Source organism: Algoriphagus aquatilis (genome assembly GCF_042657405.1).
GTDB lineage: Bacteria > Bacteroidota > Bacteroidia > Cytophagales > Cyclobacteriaceae > Algoriphagus > Algoriphagus aquatilis.
Genome location: NZ_JBHSKS010000002.1, coordinates 1 through 22,141, shown reverse-complemented (window position 1 = coordinate 22,141; position 22,141 = coordinate 1). Strand labels below are relative to the sequence as shown.

Genomic DNA, 22,141 nt, shown 5'->3' with positions numbered 1-22,141 from the left:
CACGGGTGAGCAAAAAATTATTCTTAAAGCGAGGCCAACAATTCATGCAGTGCAAAATCCAAATCCTCTGGATTTAACAGACCACCTCCATAGATTACTCCGGTGCTGACACCCATCCATGCGATTTCATTGGTTTTAGCATCCTGAATCAAAAAAATCACTTTCCCAATCATTCCTCGATTCACTACAAAGGTACTCCTACCACCACTAGTGCCACCACCGCTATTATTAGTAGAATTATTTGCACTGTAAAAAGGGCCCGGAATAGAAGAAGTCTGCCCAAGTTCTTGGATGAATTTGCGGGTAACTACCACTCCCTGGATTAAAAAATCAGGATTTTCGGAAGATTCTTCAAAACCATATTCGAGCAGTTTGTCCCTAAAGGTAAGCTTGATTCGTTCATTCCGTTTATCTGCATAATCTTCCTCTACTAGTTTAAAGTTTTGATATCCTTCCAGCATTTCTGCATTGGCAATGGAATCAACGGTGACGGTTTCGGAAACCTTGCAGGAACCTAAAACAAAAATCAGAGCGAGTAAAGGAAAGAAGTTCTTCATATTTCAAGGTCTATTTACCAATTGACTAAAAATACGATTTATTCAATAATTAGTTTAAAATCAACCTGCTATTTAGAAATTCAATCTAAAATTGACTCCTGAGAGACCCAAACTGACATTTTGTATCAAACCCGGAATTTCTTTTCCATGAGTCTGATGAAACCCGAACATCACCGCATCAAAAGCCATCAAAAAAGCCCCCTGCAAAATCACCGATTTCCCAAATCCAACCAATCTGGTATTGTCGGTTCTTAGTCCTCTTTCTTTCAAATAAAATCCTCCGGCCATATAAGCTACATCAAGAGCTGAATTGACCAGAAGGATTTTCTCTATGCTTTGCTGAGCCTCTAGGGTGGCCCAGAAATCAGTACCCGGAACTTCCTTGGTCGCTTGATAGTACCCAAAACCTGCAATGGCAAGATTTACTGTATTCCAATACATATTCATTTGATGAAAAGCTTTGACCTCACCGGTACTTTGGTTCGCTCCTATCCCGCCCCACACCATATTTCCGAGAGCCCAAGATCCCAAAATCAGCATTCCACTTCGGTTGTAATCGAGCCTTGTTTGGTTGAAGTCTTGTAGAGCGGGAATTTCCTGGGCCATCAATGGAATGGAAACCAAAAAGAAAAATAAAATCAGTGCTGATTTAAGAGCAGGTTGAGTCGGTGTTTGCATAATTCTTAAACCTACAATTTTATGATTGGTTTTTAATCGTTCTACGTTCGTTGTTCTACGTTCGATATCCGACATTTTGTATTTGGCTTGGATAACACATCCAGAACTTCCATAGGTTCGAGGTTGCCTTTTTCGCTATTCGATATTCAACTTTCGACGTTCGATATTTTAATATAGAGCTCGATAACTCATTATTGTTTGTAGAAAAGAGTGGTGTTCAAACTTTTCCAAAGTTTCGAACTTTGGAAAAGTTTAGGCTTTCTTCTCCAACCTTCCGTCTTGGTTCTCCCCTCTTTTATAGATCAAGTGCTTCGACTTCGAGACTCTCGGCTCTCAGGTGCTTAGCCTGACAGCTTCATCGGACATCAGACAACTGACATCGGACCCTATAGTTTCAAAGTATCCCAAATCATCTTCACCCCAAAATAGCAGATCAGGATTCCTACGCCTTTATTCAAAAATCCTCTTAGCCTCGGAGTCATCAGGTGAGCTAGTTTTCCTGCCACAAAGGCTTTTCCTATATCAATTCCAAACACGGTCAACAGCAAGCCGAAATAGTAAAAAAATCGATCTCCTGATTCCCATTCGGCTTTGGAAGACACCAAGCTGGCAATGGAAATCCAAAACAACATCACAAAAGGATTGACCCCATTTACTCCAAATCCTTTGGCAAAGGCGGTTCGCTTCTTGGCTTTTACTGAAATCAGTCCTCCGGAATTAGGCCGATCGCTGACTTTTTTCCTCCAAAAACTGATCCCAAAACCAACCAAAATACAGCCCCCCACATAACCCAAGCCCTTTTCTATCAAAGGGTATTGGGTCAAAAAGCTCACGCCAAAGTACGTAATCAACACGTAAATCAGGTCGCTGACCAAAATCCCCAAGGCCAATACAGCGGCGATTCGAAATCCTTGTTCCATGCTGGTCGTGATCAGCATAAAAAAAACAGGCCCTACCATCATAGACAGTAATAAGCCCATTCCAATTCCTTCCAAAATCGCAGCTTGCATCTCCAAAAGTAGCTTGTCCTGACCTATATTTGTTTGTCCACCCCACGCAAAGTTTACCACATGAGCATCCAAGCGAATCTTGAATCTGTCAAAAAATCTTTCGTCAATCCCGACTGTGCCCTTATCGCAGTAAGCAAAACCAAGCCCTTGGAAGACCTTCGCGAAGCATACGCAGCTGGCATCCGTGACTTTGGAGAGAATAAAGTGCAGGAAATCCAAGCCAAGCAACCCGAGATGCCTGCGGATACCCACTGGCACATGATCGGCCACCTGCAAAGCAACAAGATCAAATACATCGCTCCCTTTGTCCACCTGATTCATGGTGTGGACTCCTTCAAACTGCTAAAGGAAATCGACAAAGTGGGAAAAAAAATCAATCGGGCGATTCCCGTGTTGCTTCAGATGCACATCGCGATGGAGGAAAGCAAATTCGGTTTTGACCGGGCTGAGTTGGAGGAAATGCTGACTTCGGCGGAGTTCACAAACCTCACCCATGTCAAAATCGAAGGATTGATGGGAATGGCGACCTTCACCGAAAATCAGGAACAAATCCGACAAGAATTCCGTGGATTGAAGCAGCTTTTCGATGAACTAAAAAGCCGCAATCTACCTGACTTTATGAAAATGACCGAACTCTCCATGGGCATGAGTGGAGATTATCAGATCGCGCAGGAAGAAGGCAGTACGATGGTGCGGATCGGTTCGGCCATATTTGGAGCAAGAAACTATTCACAAGGATGACTGGTAAAAACATACTCACAATTGCCGGGATATCCGGCGCGTTAGCTGTAGGTCTTGGTGCTTTTGGAGCCCATGGCTTAGAACCGATTTTGATTAAATACGGACGGTTGGACACCTTCGAAACTGCCGTCAGCTACCATTTTTACCATACCTTAGGCTTGTTGGGATTGGGGATTTTGGCGATGATCAAGCCGGAGTGGAAAGGATTGAGTCTTGCTGCTTGGGGCATGTTTCTAGGAATTTTGATCTTCTCGGGTTCGCTTTACATTCTCTCCCTGACTGGGATCACCTGGCTTGGTGCCATCACCCCGATCGGAGGAGTTGGGTTTATTTTGGGTTGGTTGGCTTTGGCCTATGCTGTTTTGAAAAATGCCTGATATGATCAAAAGAGGCTTTTTTCTTTTTTTGATCCTGCTGGTTCAGCAACAGCTTTCCGCCCAAATCAAGCAGGAAAACTACCTCGCTTTAGAAAAAGCTTTGGGACCCGAGAGCTTTTTCAACGGACATTTGACCGGGTTTATGCTATATGATTTGGATTCACAACATGTGGAATTTGAGAAAAACAGCCAAATCCGCATTCTTCCAGCTTCTACCACCAAACTATTTACCCTGTTTGCTTCCTTGGTGATTCTTCAAGACAGCACACAAACGCTCCGATATGTTTCCGCAGGAGACACCTTGAAAATCTGGGGATCCGGCGATCCTACGTGGAAGTATAAAGAATTTGCTCAGCCGGACTTTCAAAAGGTTCTTGGCAATCACTCCGTCATTCAGTATTCCGACGCCAATCAGGTTTCTCCTGCCTTGGGCTATGGATGGCAATGGGACGATTATTACTATGACTATTCCGCCGAGCGCAGTTCCCTTCCGATCTATGGAAACTTGGTTCAGATTCAAAAAAATGGAGCCAAACTGGAGCTGCTACCCTCCTTTTTCCAAAATCAGATAGTCCCCACTTCCAAGCGTGTCAAAGAACTTGAGCGGGACTTTCACAGCAATCGGTTCTATTACAATCCTTCCATCTATGTAGGTAGAGAGCGCTTTATCCCGTTTTTGAGTTCTCCGGAGATTTTGGTCCAACTAGCTGAAGCCGAAACTGGGAAGAGATGGATTTACAAACCCGAGCCTTTGCCCTCCGATCATCTTGTTTGGAGAGCTTCAGCCCTCACTCCGATCCTCAAAGAAATGATGCAGGAAAGTGACAATTTCCTGGCGGAACAGCTGCTTTTCATGATTTCAGACCGCCTTTTCCAGACCTTGGACACTGAGCGGGCCATTGAGTACATGGTCAAAACCTACCTCAACGACCTTCCGGACCAACCCAAATGGGTAGACGGCAGCGGACTCAGCCGGCACAATCTATTTACTCCGAGATCGATGGTGACGCTTTTTGAGAAGCTCTACCGCCTGCTACCAGAAGCTGAGCTGAATGAATACCTAGCCATTGGCGGAAAAACAGGAACGCTGAAAAACAGCTTTCAGGCCGCAGAACCCTACATTTTTGCAAAGACCGGAAGCATGAGTAACAACTACAGCCTCGTCGGTCTAGTCAAAACCAAAAGCGGAAAAAATTATGCTTTCGCCTTTATGAATACCAACTTCCCCTACCCTGCATCTACCGTGAGAAAAGAAGTGGAAAAGGTGATGGTGATTGTCCGGGATGGGTTTTAGAGTTTTTTTGAGTTGTCAGGTTGTCTTGTTATCGGGTTGTCGAGTTATATTTTACAATAATGTCCAGATATCTGGTTGCCAAATTTTCTATCGTACAAATAATCACTGAGCCTTTGACAACCTGACAACGCAACAACGTGACAACCGGAAAACTCGAGAATGGGTCAACAGGACAACTCGACAACCTGACAACATCCATACTGACTTAGCTCCCAAAGACCAATAAAAACTTTTTGAAAAATTTCATCTGAATCTGTAAGGTTCCTCCCTCTCTTTAGTCTAAAGAAGAAAACAAGCAAAAACCATGAACAAGCTAATTCTTCTTTACCTCTTCATTTTTGGAAGTCTCACCCAAGCACATGCGCAAGAACTTAAAGTCACAGTTTCTGGCCAAGGGCCTAAAATCATCCTGATCCCCGGACTGGCATCTTCCGGCGAAGTTTGGGATGAAACGGTGGCCCAACTTTCCAAAAACTACGAATGCCATGTACTCACCCTTCCCGGATTTGGGACCAATCCCGCTGTAGAAATGCCTTCGGGATTTTTAACTACCATGGAAAAACTCATTACTGATTACATTTTAGCTCAAAAAGAAAAAGTCACCCTAATCGGACACAGCCTGGGCGGATTTCTCTCGCTCAGGCTCTCCCGGAGTCTCCCCGATCCTATCCAAAAATCCATCATCGTCGACTCCTTTCCCTTTTACTCCGCTGCCTTTAATCCCGCAGCCACCGAAGAAAACATGGTAGGAATGGCCTCCCAGATGAAGCAACTGATGCTTTCTCAAAGTCCCGAGCAATACCGCGCCCAGCAGCAGGCGAGCATGCCCATGATGACGATCAATCCTGAAAAACTCCCAATCGCTGTCGAATGGTCCATGCAAAGTGACCGAGGCACCACGGCGGAGGCTTTCTACGAGTTGATGACCACGGACTTCAGAGACGAATTGGCGGAAGTAAAGATACCAATCTTGGTCTTGGGCGCTTGGGCCTCGGGAAAGAACTATGGATTAACAGAGGAAAGCGTGAAAAAATCATTCGCCGATCAGTATAGCATGGCGGAAAACGTCCAAATTGAGATGGCACCGACTGCCCACCACTTCATCATGTGGGATAATCCGGAATGGTTTATGGAAAAACTAAGCACCTTTCTCCGATGAGAACCCAAAAAGAACAGGATTTTGAAGCCTTGTATCAACGCCACAAGGACAAAATCTACCGACTCTGCCTGGGTTTTGTCAGGGAAAAAGAACTGGCCAACGACCTTTTCCAAGAAATACTGATCAAAATCTGGAGGCATCTCGAGAGCTTCAAAGGTGAAAGCGACATCAGTACCTGGATCTATCGGATTTCATACAACACGGCACTTACGTTTTCTACTAAGGAAAAGAAAAAGGCTGATCAAGAGACCGAAATACCGGAAAGTCTAGACCTCGCAGAGCCTGAAAGCTTTTCCCAAGAACAGGAAAAACAGCTCCAGCTTCTTTACCAGGCCATTTCCGAATTGCCCGAGCTGGATCGAATCATAGCCACTTTGCTCTTGGAAGGCACTCCTTACAGAACCATCTCAGAAATCAGCGGCATCAGCGAAAACTATGTGGCAGTGAAAGTCAACCGCATCAAAACCTCTCTCACCCAAAAACTCAATCCTCATGGAAACTAACTTCAACGACATACAGCAACTCTGGCAAAGCCAGAAAGCAAGTAATTTTGACCTCCAAGGGCTCATTGCAGGTCTTAAGAAAACCGAAGAAAAACAGCGGAAAGAACGAATAGCTATCGCGATCATCACTCCTTCCACTTTGGTTTTTCTCTTTACAGTAATGCCTTGGGGTGAAAGCAAAGCTATCTTACTGAGCTTGTTGGTCATCGCCGCAGCGATGCTTTGGGTGGGTTGGTTGAGCTTCAGTTCGGCACTGAAGCCAAGTGAAGATTCAGAGAGTTTCTCTAACAAAGCCTACATCGAAACCCAACTTTCCAAATTGAAGCAACGCTACAAAATCGCCGGAATTTACATGTACTTCTATGCATTCTTGTTGGCAGTAGCAATCAATGTGGCTTATTTCGTGCTCCTCGAGCCTTTATCTGCGACCATCCGAATTGGCACCCATCTCGGGATTACCGTAATGATGTTTGCGGTCATGCATATTAGCATCCGCAGGAGGATCAAAAAATATGATCAAACCCTCAAGCCAATCATGGAACAGCTAGAAAAAATGCTATTGGAATTGAAGGCCTAATTTGCGCCAATTCCATTTATAACCATTTGAATTTGAAACATTAAGAGAATTAAGGCAATAAAGATGGGTTTTCGAACCAAGAAATGAAATTTTAAAAAATATCCTCATGTTAAAGTCCTTAATTCTCTCAATTTCCTTAATAGTTAGTAAAAACCCAGTAAACTAGAGAATCCCAGTTCTTACCAAGATCTATTTCAAATTTAAAGGTACCAGCCGATGCATTTTGGCAGGGTTTTTCTTTTAGTTGGAAAAGAAAGTAATTTCAATTCCAATTTGAATTCTATGAACAAACGCGCCTTTCTCAAATCTTTCGGCCTTGCCACCGCTTCGGCATCCTTGCTAGGCTTTGATTTTAAAAGTAATTCTCCTGCTGCCACTCTTTTTCCCAAGGCCATTCAAAAAGGAGATACGGTAGGAATTATTTCTCCCTCAGCCGCCACAGCCGACCGCATGGAATTTACCTATGCGAAAGAAGCGATGGAGGCACTCGGATTTAAGGTAAAAGTGGGAGAAAACTTCAAAAATCGGTTTGGCCATCTTGCAGGAACAGATGAAGAACGGGCGGGAGATCTAAATGCCATGTTTGCAGACCCGGAAGTAAAAGCGGTCATCTGCCTGCGCGGCGGTTCGGGTGCAGCGAGAATCCTTCCGATGCTTGATTACGAAACCATCCGCAAAAACCCAAAGCCCCTGATGGGCTATTCGGACATTACGGCTCTGCACTGCGCCATTCAGAGTCAGACGGGCCTGACCACTTTTCATGGTCCCAACGGTTCGGGCAGTTGGAATAGCTTCCATGTCAAGCAGTTTCAGCAACTGTTTTTCGAGAAAAAACTGATGACTTTCCAGAATGAAGTGACCAAAGGCGATGACTTGGTAGCCAAAGGAAACCGTATTCAAACTCTGAAAAGCGGAACAGCCTCAGGTAGGATTTTGGGTGGAAATCTAACCGTGTTAAGTGCTTTATCAGGTACTCCTTATTATCCTGATTTTCAAGACGCTATTTTATTTATTGAAGATGTGGGAGAAGATCCTTACCGTATCGATCGAATGATGAGCACCCTGCAATTGAATGGTACTTTGTCTAAGATCAAGGGGTTCATTTTTGGTCAGTGTTCGGATTGCAAACCGGGAGGTGGCTATGGTGCATTTACCATCGATCAGATCATGGACCAATATGTTCTTCCTTTGGGAATTCCGGCCTACATCGGGGCCATGATCGGACACATTCCACGTCAGTTTATCGTACCTGTCGGGGCAAAAGTGAGTATGAATGCAGATACCGGAACCTTCGTGATGCTCGAACCCATATTTGGATAAAATTACTGGCTGGATCATGAGTTTTTTGAAACAATTTGTATAGAAACTCTATCTGCATACTGAACCCTATTTATTGAAAGATGCTCATTTCCCTAATCTCATTTGTCTCTTCCCTATTTTTGGTTACCCTTTGCAATCCTAAAGAACCCATGCCTGTAAAGACAATCAATTACCTCGCACTAGGCGATAGCTACACCATCGGAGAAGGTGTGGATGAAAAGGACCGCTATCCCAATCAGCTCGTCGACCGAATGAACGCGATAGGTGGTCAGTTATTTTTTCCGGCCACAATTATCGCGAAGACCGGCTGGACCGTCGATGAATTGGACGCCGGAATCACTGAAAGACAACCTTCTGCGAAAGGATACGACCTGGTCACGCTACTCATCGGAGTCAATAATCAATACCGAGGAAGACCGGTTGCGGATTACGAAAAAGACTTTGAGGCAATGCTCAAGCGAGCGATTGGTTTTGCCCGTGGGAAGAATGATCGCGTCATCGTACTCTCCATTCCCGATTGGGCTGTGACAGGATTTGCAAAAGCACGCAACACCGATCAAAAGAAAGTAGGGGCAGAAATCGATGCCTACAACGCTGCCAAAAAAGCCATCTGCGACAAGTACAAAGTCACATTCATAGATATTACTCAAGAATACAGAGTCATTGGTGGTCAGCCGGAAATGATGGCGGAAGACAGGCTTCACCCTTCAGGTTTGGTATATACCCGATGGACAGAGAAGCTTATTGAGGAAGTGAAAAAAATTGAGTTTTGATCTACTTCAATTATATAGACAGAACCAATTCTAAGTTTGGAATGCTTATTTTCACAGCGCAAAGGCTAATGAACACCTTTTTCATTCTTTGATAAGTAACCTATGAAAATCATCTGCATCGGCCGTAACTACGCCGCACATATTGAAGAACTCAAAAACGAAAAACCCGGAAAACCAGTCGTATTCCTCAAGCCAGATACCGCTTTGTTGAAAGGCGGCGCTCCGTTTTTTCACCCGGATTTCTCCGAAAATATCCACCACGAGGTCGAGCTTGTCCTGAAAATCAGCAAAGAAGGAAAGTACATCCAACCTCAATTTGCCCACCGATACTTTGATGAAATTGGTCTAGGCATCGACTTTACTGCGCGCGATCTCCAAGACCAATGCAAGGCGAAAGGTCTTCCTTGGGAAATTGCCAAGGCATTCAACGGTTCTGCACCGATCGGTGATTTCAAGCCTGTGACTGCTTTTGCAGACCTGAAAGACATTGACTTCCACTTAGAAATCAACGGCGAACTCAAGCAAAAGGGAAATACCAGCCTGATGCTGTTTGACTTTGCGACCATTATCGCATACGTTTCCCAATTTTTCACCTTGAAAAAAGGCGATCTGATTTATACCGGAACACCGGCGGGCGTTGGTCCCGTAAAAATCGGAGATCACCTAACAGGTTTTATCGGAAATGAAAAAATGCTCGATTTTGAAGTCAAATAAGCTAAGCTCGATTTTCCTCCTTTTTAGTCTTTTCTTTTTATCTGAAATTTCCGCCCAGGAGATCCAAAAAGGCTATTTCCGCTCACCTGTAAAACCTGGGGCTAGAAATTACCTTTCCGGCAACTTTTCCGAACTCCGTCCCAACCACTTCCATACGGGTTTGGATTACAAATTTGGAGGAGTCGAGGGGGAACCCATCTATGCTGTGGCTGATGGCTGGGTGCATCGGATCAAAATCTCATCTTTCGGCTATGGAAATGTGATTTACCTCAAGCATCCGAGCGGACATATCACCCTATATGGGCATCTCAGAAACTTCAATCCCAAGATCCATGCTTGGATGAAGAAAAAAATGTACGAGGCAAAACTGAATGAACTTGAATTATATCCTGAGAAAGGCGAACTACCGGTTAAAAAAGGGGAATTGATCGCCAATGGTGGCAATACCGGGAGCTCGGGTGGACCTCACCTTCACTTTGAAATCCGCGACAGTTTGGACAGAGCTATGGATCCACTTTTGGCCGGCTTTTCAGAGATACTGGACAACATCCCTCCTACTCCACAGAAAATCGCTATTGTCCCCTTGGAAATCGACAGTCGGGTGAATGGCAAATTTCAACGGATCGAGCTCACTCCCGTACTCAGCGGGGCAAGTTACCGCATCCCGGAAACGATCCGCGTAACTGGAAAAGTTGGGCTGGAAATCCAAAGCTATGACAAGCTCGATGGAGCTGAAAATCAAAATGGCTTTCCAAAATTTGAAATCTCCGATGAAAAAGGGCTGCTCTACACCCTTCATGTAAATAAAGTGGATTTCAATTTCACCCGACATTTCCTGCTGCATACCCATCAAAACCGTTTCACCCGACTTTACCACCAGCCTGATCTGAAATTCGATTTCTTTACTCCCAATACTCCTGGGACAGGTGCTTTTCAGGTGGAAGCAGGTCAGAAAAAAAATGTGCAGATTCGTCTCCTCGATGCCTACAGCAATTCGAGATTAGTCAATCTCACGCTGACCGGAGCAGATCTGGATTCTACCCTAGCGGACGGTGGTGCACCGGTATCTCCTCAGGTGACGTTCTTCAAAAACATCATGAAGATCAAAGTCAAGCAGAGCGATAAAGGAGGATTAGCGCAGTATTTTATTGGAAATCAGATCTATGAGATTTTGCCTGCCTATCAGGATACCCAAAGTCGAACCTACCTCTGGGACTTGAGATTTGGTATCCCAAGCAAGATTGACCTTTGTTCAGAAATTTACATTCCTGAGATTATCGGTCATTTTCCGGTAGGAAAAGAACATCTTCACGCAAAAGATAAGCTGAGAATTCGAACTGAAGAAAACAGTCTTTTGGAAGATCTTTACTTGAGAGTTTCCCATTCCGGACCTGCAAGTGCGCCGGTTTTGAGGCTACAGGAACCTACCGAATACCTTTGGAATCCGATCGAAGTCACTTGGAATGTGAATGGGTATCTAGGGGATAAAAGTAAAACCCACGTGTACCAACGGGCTGGAAATGGAGCCAGAAGTTTTGTGGGTGGTGAATGGATAGAAGGTCAAATCCGCTTCAAAACCAGAAATTTTGGTAGTTTTGTTTTGGCTGAGGACAATGTAAAACCGACCATCGCTCCGATCCGGGTCAATGCCCAAGGCATGAGATTTACGATCAAAGACAACCTATCAGGCATCAAGAGTTTTGAAGCTTTTATCAACGGTGAATGGGTCTTGATGCGATACGAGCACAAGCAGGCGGTAATTTGGTCCGAAACATTGAATGAACAACCGCTCAAAGGTTCAGTTTTACTCAAGGTAACCGACATGGCCGGTAATGTGGCCGAGTGGCGGGGTACCATCAGTTAAATCTTGTTCCATTCTAAAATCAACAACAACATGTCACTAGAAGTAGGCCAATTGGCACCTGAATTCGAAGCAAAAATTGAAACCGGAGCGACTATCAAGCTATCCGATTACAGAGGTAAAAAGGTGGTGCTTTACTTTTATCCAAAAGACGCCACTCCGGGCTGTACTGCCCAAGCTTGCAACCTGAGAGACAATTACGATGCCTTGCTTAGTGCCGGCTATGTGGTCCTCGGAATAAGCTCAGATGATGAAAAATCACACAAGAAATTTATAGAAAAGCAATCTCTCCCCTTTCCCTTGATCGCAGATACAGATCTAAAGGTGCACGAGGCTTACGGTACCTGGGTAGAAAAATCCATGTATGGCCGTAAGTACATGGGTACAGCCAGAACCACTTTTGTAATCGATGAGGAAGGGAAAATTGCAGAGGTGATCGAGAAAGTCGACACCAAAAACCATACTGCTCAAATCCTTAAGTAAACCTAGCTAATGAAAAAACAATCAATTGAAGAACTCCAAAACATCTGCACACAGCTGCGAAGAGATGTGCTGAGAATGGTCCATGCCGTTCAGTCCGGTCATCCGGGCGCACCGCTGGGCTGTGCTGAATTTTTCGTCGCGCTGTACTTTGACCAGCTTCACCACAACCCTGACTTCAACATGGATGGTAAAGGAGAAGACCTTTTCTTCCTTTCCAATGGACACCTCTCAGCTGGCTGGTATTCAGTCCTGGCACGCAGTGGCTATTTTCCTGTAGAAGAATTGAAAACCTTCCGTAAGCTCAACTCCAGACTTCAAGGTCACCCTGCTACCCATGAGCACCTACCGGGTATTCGGGTAGCTTCCGGTTCGTTGGGTCAAGGTCTTTCTGTAGCCTTGGGAGTAGCTCAAGCCAAAAAACTCAATGGAGATGACAAGCTTGTGTACCTTTTGATGGGTGACGGAGAGTTACAGGAAGGTCAAGTATGGGAAGCTGCCATGTATGCAGCTCATTATGGAATGGACAATTTGATTGCCACGGTAGATTACAATGGTCAGCAGATCGATGGTCCGACGACCAAAGTGATGGACCTAAAAAATCTGAAAGCCAAATGGGAAGCTTTTGGCTGGGAAGTTATCGAGACGAAAAACGGAAACGACCTGAAATCAGTGATCGAAGGTTTGGAATCGGCGAAATCATTGACCGGTAAAGGAAAGCCGGTAATGAACTTGCTCTACACCGAAATGGGCTACGGCGTAGACTTCATGGTCGGCACGCACAAGTGGCATGGTTCCCCTCCAAACGACGAGCAATTGGCCAAGGCTTTGGGTCAATTGGAAGAGACACTCGGTGATTATTGATTTCCCATCCCAAAAGACACGAAGATGAGCTTAGACTTAAAATTTACTTATACAGAAAAAAAAGACACCCGTTCCGGTTTCGGTGACGGTTTCCTCGAGGCAGGAAGAAAAAATCCGAATGTGGTTGGCCTTTGTGCTGACTTGATTGGCTCCTTGAAAATGGGCGATTTCCAAAAGGAATTCCCTGATCGCTTTTTCCAGACCGGGATTGCAGAAGCCAATATGATTGGTTTGGCAGCTGGTATGGCCATCGGAGGTAAAATCCCTTTTGCAGGCACTTTTGCCAACTTTGCCACCGGCAGAGTCTATGACCAAATCCGTCAATCGGTCGCCTATTCCGACAAAAACGTGAAAATCTGTGCTTCCCATGCGGGTTTGACCCTTGGAGAAGACGGCGCAACGCATCAGATCTTGGAAGACTTGGGCATGATGAAAATGCTCCCACACATGACAGTCATCAACCCTTGCGACTACAATCAAACCAAGGCAGCCACTTTGGCGATAGCTGAGTACGAAGGTCCAGTGTACCTAAGATTTGGTCGACCTAGCTGGCCGATCTTCACGCCTGCTGATCAGAAATTCGAAATCGGAAAGGCTTGGAAAATGATCGATGGCAAGGATGTGACCATTTTCGCTACCGGGCACCTCGTATGGGAAGCCGTAGTGGCAGAAGCCATGCTTCGCGAAGAAGGCATCCATGCGGAAGTCATCAACATCCACACGATCAAACCTTTGGACGAAGAGGCAATCTTGGAATCCGTGAAAAAGACAGGTTGCGCCGTTTCTGCCGAAGAGCATCAGATCAATGGTGGCTTGGGAGACAGCATTGCACAAACTCTGATCCGACACAATCCTGCTCCGCTTGAGTATGTGGGCGTAAATGATAGCTTCGGCGAATCCGGTACCCCAACTCAACTGCTTGAAAAATATGGCCTGAATGCTGAAAATATCGTGAAGGCCGCGAAAAGAGCTTTGGCGAGGAAATAACCTTTGAGGTTTTCCAAACCTCTAAGGTTTGGAACTTATATTATCCTGCTTCTCCAGAAGCAGGATTTTTTATTTCAACCAGTCCTGCGTTCGGAAAAGCGAGACAACGGCTAAGGCAACTTTTGAGATTTTCAAAAATCTCAAAGGTTGCCCTATGAATCTCATCCCTTCGGGATTCTTGAAAACCCCAAAGGTCTCTCCCCTCAAAAAGCAAAACAGCAAGCAAGAAATCCCCCTTCAATTCCTAATTTCAGGCCATGAAGATTATCTTGAATTCAACCTTAGACCTACAGCTACATCCGATTCAGCCAGAAGACCAGCCTCTCCTGTACAGACTCATGGACGAAGTTTACCGAGCAAGCTATCGGTACATTTGGGATGATGGAGGCGATTGGTATGTGGAGTTGATCTATAAACCCGAGACGGTCTTCAAGGAGCTTTCCAGGGAAACTACTCATTACTTTTTTGTGGAATTGGGAGGTGAAAAAATGGGAATTTTGAAGTTTGACTTTCCTTTTTCTCCCAGGGAAATCGACCTTCCCAATGCGATGAAAATCCACCGTTTCTACCTTCATCCTAAAGTTCATGGAAAAGGTATTGCTCGGCTGCTTATGTCTCATTGTGAAGCAGTGGCAAAAGAAAATAACCTAGACACTATTTGGTTGGAAGTCATGGAATGTCAACCTAAAGCCAAGCGTTTTTATGAAAAATGCGGTTTCGAAAAAGTGTTTCATTACGTTTTAGACTTTGATCACATTTTCCCGGAGTACCGGGGTATTGAGATTTGGAAGAAAGAGATCATCCATGACCCCTATCCAAAAAAGTAATTTAAATGCTAATTTTTCAGGGTGTATTGAAATCCTTTCAGGAGCATAATTAGGCTTCCAAATGTGTATTTCTTTTGTTTAGCAAAGTTCCCGGTTTTTAGCGTACATTTTCTTCAAATAGCCTTCATGAAAAAGATCCTCCTATTTTCTTATTTAGTTTTTTTGACTTGCTTTCAGGCACGTTGTCAACAGGAATACAGCGCAGTGGAATCTAGACTGGAGATGTATTTTCAAGCCACCCAAAACAAGGACTGGAAGGCAGTCATAGAAATGATCAATCCCAAGGTTTTCAGTTTTACCGCAAAGGAACAAATGGTCCAACTCTATTCCCAAATGGAATCGGATGCCGGAATGGAAATGAATTTCACGGAAATGGAAATTCTGAAAATCAGAAAAGGGGTAGAATGGAGAGATACTACCTACGTGCCTGTAGACTATAAAATCACCCTAATCGTTGACCTAAATCCAAGCAGATACCAAGATCCTGACATGTTGAAATCAATATCAACCGGTTTTGAAGTTGTCTACGGCGGTCAGGATATTTCTTTTGATAGAGAGCGGATGAGCTTTACGATCAGGGCAAAAAGCACACTGATTGCCTCTTCGCTGCTCAACTCGGAGCAATGGTATTTTGGAGAATACAAACCGACGGATCCAATCACCAAACTTATCTTTCCGGAAGAAATCTTAAAAAGATTGGAGCAGGGCTGGAATTAAAGCTTCTTGTTAACTTTACCTGACTTCAAAAAAGTCTCTCTTACGACCTTATCTATTCATCCGATGAGTTACAAATACCTCTCCCTTTCTCTACTTTTTTCAGTTTTCATATCCTGTAGCAAACCTACTCCAATACAGGAATTCTGGCTTACGGATCCTAGAGGAGGCATTCTCTTTGAAATGGTGAAGGAAGTGCAAAGTCCTAAAGATTCGCTTGAAACCATCGTGGTTGATCCAGAAACCACCTACCAAACCATGGATGGATTTGGTTTTACCTTGAGTCAGGGATCGGCCAAACATCTTTTGGCCATGAGTGATTCTGCCCGATCCGCTTTGCTTAAGGAATTATTTGGAAATGGAGAAAAAGACATACGGGTGTCTTACCTAAGGCTTCCTGTGGCAGCTTCCGACCTAAATGAGTTTCCTTTTTCCTACAATGACCTGAAGGATTCATTGGCTACAGATCCCGAGTTGAAAAACTTCAACCTTAGTTACGATACCTTGGATGTCATTCCGGTCTTAAAGCAAATCCTGGAAATAAACCCCACTATCAAACTGATGGCTTCACCTTGGTCTCCTCCCAAGTGGATGAAGGACAACAAAGACTCTCGGGGGGGATCACTATTGGAGGAATTTGAACCTGCTTACGCCCAATATCTGGTGAAGTACATCCAGGAAATGGAGAAGTTGGGTTTCTCGATCGAGGCTTTGACCATTCAAAATGAACCCTTACATCCAGGAAACAACCCATCCCTCCTGATGCATCCTGAACAGCAAGCCCGATTTATTGGAAGACACCTCGGGCCAGCATTTCAGGCATCAGGAATCACTACCAAGATTCTGGTCTATGACCACAATGCCGACCGTCCAGACTATCCCATTACTGTCCTGAGCGATTCAATTGCTAATCCATTTATTGATGGATCGGCTTTTCACTTGTATGGAGGACAAATTGATGCGCTTTCTGAAGTTCATCAGGCTTTTCCTGACAAGAACATTTATTTTACCGAGCAATGGGTTGGCGCTCCTGGAAGCTTGGAGGGAGACATCCCTTGGCACGTGAAAAATCTATTGATCGGCGCTCCCCGCAACTGGGCCAAATCTGTTTTGGAATGGAACCTCAGCTCGAATCCCGAACTTACCCCTCACACCGATCGAGGTGGATGTGAAAAATGTCTTGGCGCAGTTACCATTGATGGAGACTTTATTGCGCGTAATCCTGCATACTTCGTGATTGCCCATGCCAGCAAATTTGTGGATCCGGGATCATTTAGGATCGACTCAAGTGTTGCTGAAGGCCTTCCAAATGTAGCTTTCATCCGCCCTGACGGCAAAAAAGTCCTCATTGCTTTGAATGATTCTTCCCAGCCAATTCATTTCAAAATTCAGGAAAATGAAAAATTCATTTACGGCTCCTTAAGTCCCGGAGCTACCGGAACTTGGGTTTGGTAAGCAATGAAAAACCCTCCAGAATCTTTCCGGAGGGTTTGCAGTTTTAATTTCGTACTTCCTATTTACACTTTTGGCACCTGCCAGCCATTGTGGTAATTGGCTTTCATTAATTGGTTGGCATCTGCATCAGTAAATTGATTTTTGGCAGCATCCCAGTACACTTTCTTGCCTGTCTTGTAAGCAATATTTCCCATTTGGGCATTGATCGCGGCAACTGACCCGGTCTGAATAGCGCACTTAAGCAACTTGGGATCGTTAGCGGTCATGGCCTCTACAAAATTGACCGCATGAAGGTCTAAAGCACTAGGTCCTGCAGGTCGGGTATGGGGTACTTCTTCTACCTTTGGCTTTCGCTGACCGTCTACGTTTTCGGTTTCCGGGATTACTTTCCAACCACCACGATTAACGACCAAGGTCGCATTGTTTCCAACAAACGCAATTCCTTCTGTGGTGCCGTAGTTTCCTCCGTCGATACCTGTAGCATGCTCCCATAGCATATTAAATCCGTCGTATTCATACACAGTCTGAAGAGTATCAGGCGTCTCAGAAGCATCATCTGGATAAGCAAATTTCCCACCTGAAGCCATCACTGATTTAGGAGCACTTACACCCATAGCATAGAGTGCAATGTCGATCTCATGAACTCCCCAATCCGTCATCAATCCGCCCGCATAATCCCAAAACCAACGAAAATTGAAATGGAATCGATTGGCATTGAATTCTCTTTTCGGAGCAGGACCCAGCCACATGTTGTAATCCACTCCAGCCGGAACAGGACCATTGGCTACTACAGGTACCGGTTTCATCCAACCTTGATATGCCCAGCATTTCACCAGACGGATCTGTCCCAGTTTTCCAGACTTTACATATTGAATAGCCTGATCATATTGCGAACCAGACCGTTGCCACTGTCCAACCTGGACAATTTTGCCGTAGCGTTCTTGGGCTTTGACCATGATTTGGCATTCTTCAATGGTATTGGCTATCGGTTTTTCTACGTAGACATGCTTTCCAGCAGATACTGCATCTACCATGTTCAGGCAATGCCAATGGTCCGGAGTACCAACGATCACTACATCGATATCCTTGTCCTCGAGCATTTTACGATAGTCTTTGTATTGCTTGGGACGGGTGCCACGGAACTTGAATACATCCTCGCTTCGCTGATCGAGCACACTCTGATCGATGTCACAGATTGCCACACAATTGACTTGAGGGATTTTCAGGTGGGCATTCATATTGGACCAGCCCATTCCTTTACAACCGATTAAGCCGTAGTTGATCTGGTCATTTGGACCAATTGTCCTTGTGAATCGACCAAAATCAGCCGCAGTGAGAACCGATGGCATACTCAAACCGGCTCCTAGCAGCATGGTGTTTTGTATAAATTTTCTTCTTGAAGTCATGGTTTTTAGGTTATTGAGTTATTTGTTATTGAGATATTCACGATTTCAGATTTACGAATTACGAGATTCTGAGAAGTTTCAATCCCTTTTGCACAATTCGACAATTAATGGATTGAATCCAAATTGGTGCATAACTCTAATTTATATGTCGTAAATCGTCATTAGAAAATCGTAAATTTTAAGAATCTTCATTCATAAATCACAACGGTCTCACCCAAATATTTCTAAATCTCACCGGATTGCCATGGTCTTGCAGCTTAATCGGCAACGCCTCAGCATGAGCCTTGTAGTTAGGGATTCCGATGTATTCAGTTGGACCTTTTAGAATTACATTGTTTTGCACCACTACCCCATTGATCAAGACAGTCACTGTAGCAGGAGAAGTTACCATGCCATTTTTGTCAAAACGTGGAGCTTTGAAGATGATATCATAGTAATTCCACTCTCCTGGAGCTCTAAGTGGATTAACCAAAGGCGGATGCTGCTTGTAGATAGATCCGGCCTGACCGTTGGTGTAAGTCTTGCTTTCGTAGCTGTCGAGGATTTGCACTTCATACATACCCATTAGGAAAAAACCGGAGTTGCCTCTGCCTTGTCCTTCACCCACGATCTCGGTAGGTGCAGACCATTCCACATGGTACTGCGCATCACCAAACGGAAGCTTGGACTGGATATCTCCCTTTCCACGAACAACTACCAATTCACCGTTTTCGATTTTCCACTCAGCCGGCGCATTTCCATCTTTTGCAGAAACAAAGTTGTTGAGGCTTGTTCCGTCAAATAGCACGATTGCATCAGAAGGTGGAAGGTTGTTTTGAGCCCCCGGAGTGATTTTAGGAGGAACAGGCGTGTAAAATTCCGTCGCCTGAGGAGGCATGGGAGGTGGGGTTGGATTTTGCTGGGCTAGGGTCAATTGGCTCAACATCATACCGCTTGCCATCAAGGCAAGAGAAAATAATTTTTTCATAGTACAATAGATTATTTTAGGATACTTCACTAATCCAATAAATTACTGGAAAAAAGGTGTGAAACGAAAAGCCGTTGATGGATTTTTGATGGAATTGCCCTATTACTTTTCTACTTTTCTGAAAAAAACCACCGCTATGCGCAGACCTTTACTCGGACTGATTTTCGGCTTTTTATTCAGTTTACAAGCCTTTGCCCAGGAGGAATATTATTTCCCCGGAGAAAAATTTGATCCCGCTATCCCCTCACCTTCTCAGTTTTTGGGTTACCCAATCGGAGACTGGCACACGCGCTACGACCTGATTGTAAAGTACTTCGAAAAACTCGATCAGCTCAGCGAAACTGCTAAACTGCAAACCATCGGTTACACTCATGAGCATAGACCCAAGGTCATCCTGATTATTGCCTCAGCCAAAAACATGGGTAATCTGGAGCAAATCCGCCAAAAACAACTTCAATTGGCTGACCCATCTCAGCCAAAACCAACTGTAGCCGACATGCCTTCCATCATCCACCTTGGATATGGAGTTCATGGAAACGAGCCTTCATCTGCAGAAGCAGCCATGCTGACCGCCTATTGGCTGATGGCTTCACAGTCTGATTTGGCAAATAATCTTAGAGAAAACACCGTGGTTCACATCGACCCAACGCTGAATCCTGACGGACGTGACCGACATAGCCTTTGGGCCAATTCCAACAAAGGTTTTCCGGCTGTCGCCGATCCTTTGGATAGAGAGCACAACGAAGCTTGGCCGGGTGGCCGAACCAACCATTACTGGTTTGACTTAAACCGCGACTGGTTACCACTCGCTCATCCAGAGTCCAAGGTAAAAGTCGAATGGTATCATCAATGGTATCCTAACGTGACCACGGATTTCCACGAAATGGGCACCAACAGCACCTATTTCTTCGAACCCACCAAACCATATGGCTCAGAAAATCCGGTGGTACCGAGAAAGAATTACGACGATATCAATCCGCGATTTGCAAAGTATTTCGCCAAGTACATGGATCAGATCGGCAGTCTCTATTGGACCAAAGAGGTCTTTGACAACAGCTATCCGGGATATGGATCGACTTATCCTGACATTCATGGCGGGTTGGGTTTGGTTTTTGAAACTGCCAGCTCCCGAGGCCATGTGCAAAGCAGTCAGCGAGGTGACATCACTTTTGCCTTTACCATCCGAAACCATGTCGTAAACTCGCTCGCCACCATGGAAGCTGCATTGGATAATCGGGAATACATGCATGATTACCTACGAGAGTTTTTTCAAACTGCGGTGGCGGAAGGAGCCAAAGATCCTGCAAAAAATTATGTCTTCGGAGACGAATTTGATGAAAGCAGAAACAGACTTTTTGTGCAGTTTCTTCTCGATCACAAAATCAAAGTCTTTGAAAACACAGCCGATTTAACTGCTTCTGGCCAGTCATTCAAAAAAGGAAAGTCTTGGGTAGTACCTACCAATCAACCCCAATACCGCATGGTGCGGACCATGTTTGAATATGTGAAAGAGTTTGCAGATTCAGTGTTTTACGATGCTTCTGCTTGGACCATGGCAGCAGCTTATGGGATGCCTTTTGCGGCAGCGCCTACGGCAAAAGCAGGAAGCCAAGTCTCAGAAGTCAGAGCTCCTTATTTCGCATTTCCTGAAGGAAAAGCTTATGCTTACCTAATTGACTGGTCAGATTACTATGCTCCCAAGATGCTCTTTGAACTCCAAAAAGCAGGAATCCATGTCGAGTCTGTTCACCGGGCTTTTTCTTCACAAACACAAGACGGAAAAGTGGATTTTCCCGCAGGAACTTTGATGATTCCGATGGGCTTCCAAAAGCTCAGTGCAGCAGAAGTCAGTGTAAAAATCAAAGAATTAGCCGCCAAAAATGCCCAAAAAGTCTACGCAGTACAGACTGGATTAAACTTAAGTGGCATCGATTTGGGCTCCAATTTGGTATCAGCGGTGCAACATCCAAAAGTACTGATGATGGTCGGTACAGGTATCAACGCCAATGAAGCGGGAGAAATCTGGAACCTGCTGGACCAGCATTTTGGTATGCCAATCACCAAAGTGAATATGGAGCAATTTGGCCGAGTCAACCTTCACCAATACAACTCGCTGATTCTTCCTTCCGGCAGTTACAGTGCCCTTTCCGAAGGACAAGTCAATAATCTGAAAGATTGGGTAAATCGTGGTGGAACCATCATCTCCATGAAAAGTGCCTCCCTTTGGCTCAATCAAAAATGTATTACCAAAGAAGAACCAGTGACCCTCAAAGACGAAAAAGAACCGGCTTCCCTCCCATTCAATACCCGCAATGACTTTGAAGGTGCCAAAGAAGTAGGAGGAAGTATTTACTTAGCCGATTTGGACTTGACTCATCCGATCGCTTATGGCTATCATCGAAAAAACCTCCCTGTCTATCGAAACACAGATATTTTCATCAAACCATCCGCAGACAAATACCTGACTCCGATTAAATACACGGCAAATCCTCATTTAGGAGGCTACATCTCAACGAGCAACCTTGATAAACTAAAACAGAGTGCTGGAGTAGTCATTTCCTCGGCAGGTCAAGGACGCGTTGTTCACTTCTTTGATAGCCCTAATTTCAGAGGTGCTTGGTTTGGCACCAACAAGCTGTTTTTGAATGCTATTTTTCATGGGGATAACATGGATTAGGTTGAGAAAATGAGAGGATGAAAAGAGATTGAAGAATAAAAAATGGCTGTCGAACAGAGGTTCGACAGCCATTTCCTGATGTTTGGCTCTTTACTAGTCGATGAAAAAAAGTAGGTCATAATTTGGAGTTATGGCCTTTTTTTATGGATATTGTATCTAGTTATTAGACTAGATATGGGTTATCCGACTAAAGTACAGCT

At 44.6% G+C, this 22,141-nt stretch carries 22 protein-coding genes; 17 read left to right on the top strand and 5 right to left on the bottom strand.

What is annotated here, in order from left to right; translation table 11 throughout:
* Positions 1 to 23: 23 nt before the first annotated feature.
* The 3 genes from ACFPIK_RS02385 to ACFPIK_RS02375 all read right to left on the bottom strand — a co-directional run bounded on the left by ACFPIK_RS02385 (position 24) and on the right by ACFPIK_RS02375 (position 2,245).
* Entirely contained in the window at positions 24 to 557 is a 534-nt protein-coding gene (locus tag ACFPIK_RS02385) for a DUF4136 domain-containing protein (protein WP_377911838.1), read from the bottom strand.
* A gap of 72 nt (positions 558 to 629) precedes the next feature.
* Positions 630 to 1,310, bottom strand: coding sequence for a DUF6992 family protein (locus ACFPIK_RS02380; protein WP_377911836.1), 681 nt, complete (start codon positions 1,308 to 1,310; stop codon positions 630 to 632).
* A 311-nt stretch (positions 1,311 to 1,621) separates the two neighbouring features.
* Entirely contained in the window at positions 1,622 to 2,245 is a 624-nt protein-coding gene (locus ACFPIK_RS02375; RefSeq protein ID WP_377911834.1) for a LysE family translocator, read from the bottom strand.
* A 60-nt stretch (positions 2,246 to 2,305) separates the two neighbouring features.
* On the opposite strand from ACFPIK_RS02375, the gene ACFPIK_RS02370 reads away from it, so the two are divergent.
* The 16 genes from ACFPIK_RS02370 to ACFPIK_RS02295 all read left to right on the top strand — a co-directional run bounded on the left by ACFPIK_RS02370 (position 2,306) and on the right by ACFPIK_RS02295 (position 16,891).
* Positions 2,306 to 2,986 carry a YggS family pyridoxal phosphate-dependent enzyme gene (locus ACFPIK_RS02370; protein ID WP_377911832.1) on the top strand — a complete coding sequence of 227 codons (681 nt, stop codon included), beginning with the start codon at positions 2,306 to 2,308 and terminating at the stop codon, positions 2,984 to 2,986.
* Positions 2,983 to 3,363 (top strand): DUF423 domain-containing protein, encoded by a 381-nt coding sequence (locus tag ACFPIK_RS02365; protein WP_377911830.1) that lies wholly within the window; start codon positions 2,983 to 2,985, stop codon positions 3,361 to 3,363. The genes ACFPIK_RS02370 and ACFPIK_RS02365 overlap by 4 nt, the downstream gene beginning before the upstream one ends.
* 1 nt (position 3,364) lies before the next feature.
* Positions 3,365 to 4,657 carry a D-alanyl-D-alanine carboxypeptidase/D-alanyl-D-alanine-endopeptidase gene (locus ACFPIK_RS02360; protein WP_377911828.1) on the top strand — a complete coding sequence of 431 codons (1,293 nt, stop codon included), beginning with the start codon at positions 3,365 to 3,367 and terminating at the stop codon, positions 4,655 to 4,657.
* 304 nt (positions 4,658 to 4,961) lie between these two features.
* On the top strand, positions 4,962 to 5,816 hold the full coding sequence (locus ACFPIK_RS02355) for an alpha/beta fold hydrolase (RefSeq protein WP_377911826.1): 855 nt from the start codon (positions 4,962 to 4,964) through the stop codon (positions 5,814 to 5,816).
* Positions 5,813 to 6,319 (top strand): RNA polymerase sigma factor, encoded by a 507-nt coding sequence (locus ACFPIK_RS02350; protein WP_377911824.1) that lies wholly within the window; start codon positions 5,813 to 5,815, stop codon positions 6,317 to 6,319. Before ACFPIK_RS02355 ends, ACFPIK_RS02350 begins: the two co-directional genes overlap by 4 nt.
* Positions 6,309 to 6,896 (top strand): hypothetical protein, encoded by a 588-nt coding sequence (locus tag ACFPIK_RS02345; RefSeq protein ID WP_377911822.1) that lies wholly within the window; start codon positions 6,309 to 6,311, stop codon positions 6,894 to 6,896. Before ACFPIK_RS02350 ends, ACFPIK_RS02345 begins: the two co-directional genes overlap by 11 nt.
* A gap of 282 nt (positions 6,897 to 7,178) precedes the next feature.
* Complete coding sequence (locus tag ACFPIK_RS02340) at positions 7,179 to 8,216, top strand: S66 peptidase family protein (protein ID WP_377911820.1); 1,038 nt, start codon at positions 7,179 to 7,181, stop codon at positions 8,214 to 8,216.
* A gap of 80 nt (positions 8,217 to 8,296) precedes the next feature.
* Positions 8,297 to 8,989, top strand: a complete 693-nt coding sequence (locus ACFPIK_RS02335; RefSeq protein WP_377911818.1) for an SGNH/GDSL hydrolase family protein — start codon at positions 8,297 to 8,299, stop codon at positions 8,987 to 8,989.
* A 102-nt stretch (positions 8,990 to 9,091) separates the two neighbouring features.
* On the top strand, positions 9,092 to 9,703 hold the full coding sequence (locus ACFPIK_RS02330) for a fumarylacetoacetate hydrolase family protein (protein ID WP_377911816.1): 612 nt from the start codon (positions 9,092 to 9,094) through the stop codon (positions 9,701 to 9,703).
* Positions 9,672 to 11,567 carry a M23 family metallopeptidase gene (locus ACFPIK_RS02325; protein ID WP_377911814.1) on the top strand — a complete coding sequence of 632 codons (1,896 nt, stop codon included), beginning with the start codon at positions 9,672 to 9,674 and terminating at the stop codon, positions 11,565 to 11,567. Before ACFPIK_RS02330 ends, ACFPIK_RS02325 begins: the two co-directional genes overlap by 32 nt.
* Before the next feature lie 30 nt (positions 11,568 to 11,597).
* Positions 11,598 to 12,047 carry a thioredoxin-dependent thiol peroxidase gene (gene bcp / locus ACFPIK_RS02320; RefSeq protein WP_377911812.1) on the top strand — a complete coding sequence of 150 codons (450 nt, stop codon included), beginning with the start codon at positions 11,598 to 11,600 and terminating at the stop codon, positions 12,045 to 12,047.
* A 9-nt stretch (positions 12,048 to 12,056) separates the two neighbouring features.
* A complete protein-coding gene (locus ACFPIK_RS02315) occupies positions 12,057 to 12,908 on the top strand; it encodes a transketolase (RefSeq protein WP_377911810.1) in 852 nt (283 codons plus the stop codon).
* A gap of 24 nt (positions 12,909 to 12,932) precedes the next feature.
* Entirely contained in the window at positions 12,933 to 13,895 is a 963-nt protein-coding gene (locus ACFPIK_RS02310) for a transketolase family protein (RefSeq protein WP_377911808.1), read from the top strand.
* Positions 13,896 to 14,152: 257 nt separating this feature from the next.
* Entirely contained in the window at positions 14,153 to 14,722 is a 570-nt protein-coding gene (locus ACFPIK_RS02305) for a GNAT family N-acetyltransferase (protein ID WP_377911806.1), read from the top strand.
* Positions 14,723 to 14,848: 126 nt separating this feature from the next.
* Positions 14,849 to 15,439, top strand: coding sequence for a hypothetical protein (locus ACFPIK_RS02300; protein ID WP_377911804.1), 591 nt, complete (start codon positions 14,849 to 14,851; stop codon positions 15,437 to 15,439).
* A 63-nt stretch (positions 15,440 to 15,502) separates the two neighbouring features.
* Positions 15,503 to 16,891 carry a glycoside hydrolase family 30 protein gene (locus ACFPIK_RS02295; RefSeq protein WP_377911802.1) on the top strand — a complete coding sequence of 463 codons (1,389 nt, stop codon included), beginning with the start codon at positions 15,503 to 15,505 and terminating at the stop codon, positions 16,889 to 16,891.
* A gap of 62 nt (positions 16,892 to 16,953) precedes the next feature.
* On the opposite strand, the gene ACFPIK_RS02290 is transcribed toward ACFPIK_RS02295, so the two are convergent.
* Complete coding sequence (locus tag ACFPIK_RS02290; RefSeq protein ID WP_377911800.1) at positions 16,954 to 18,297, bottom strand: Gfo/Idh/MocA family protein; 1,344 nt, start codon at positions 18,295 to 18,297, stop codon at positions 16,954 to 16,956.
* 199 nt (positions 18,298 to 18,496) lie between these two features.
* The gene (locus ACFPIK_RS02285; protein ID WP_377911798.1) at positions 18,497 to 19,264 is read right to left on the bottom strand and encodes a 3-keto-disaccharide hydrolase; all 768 of its coding nucleotides are present in this window, start codon (positions 19,262 to 19,264) and stop codon (positions 18,497 to 18,499) included.
* Positions 19,265 to 19,400: 136 nt separating this feature from the next.
* On the opposite strand from ACFPIK_RS02285, the gene ACFPIK_RS02280 reads away from it, so the two are divergent.
* A complete protein-coding gene (locus tag ACFPIK_RS02280; RefSeq protein WP_377911796.1) occupies positions 19,401 to 21,941 on the top strand; it encodes a M14 metallopeptidase family protein in 2,541 nt (846 codons plus the stop codon).
* Positions 21,942 to 22,141: the final 200 nt, after the last annotated feature.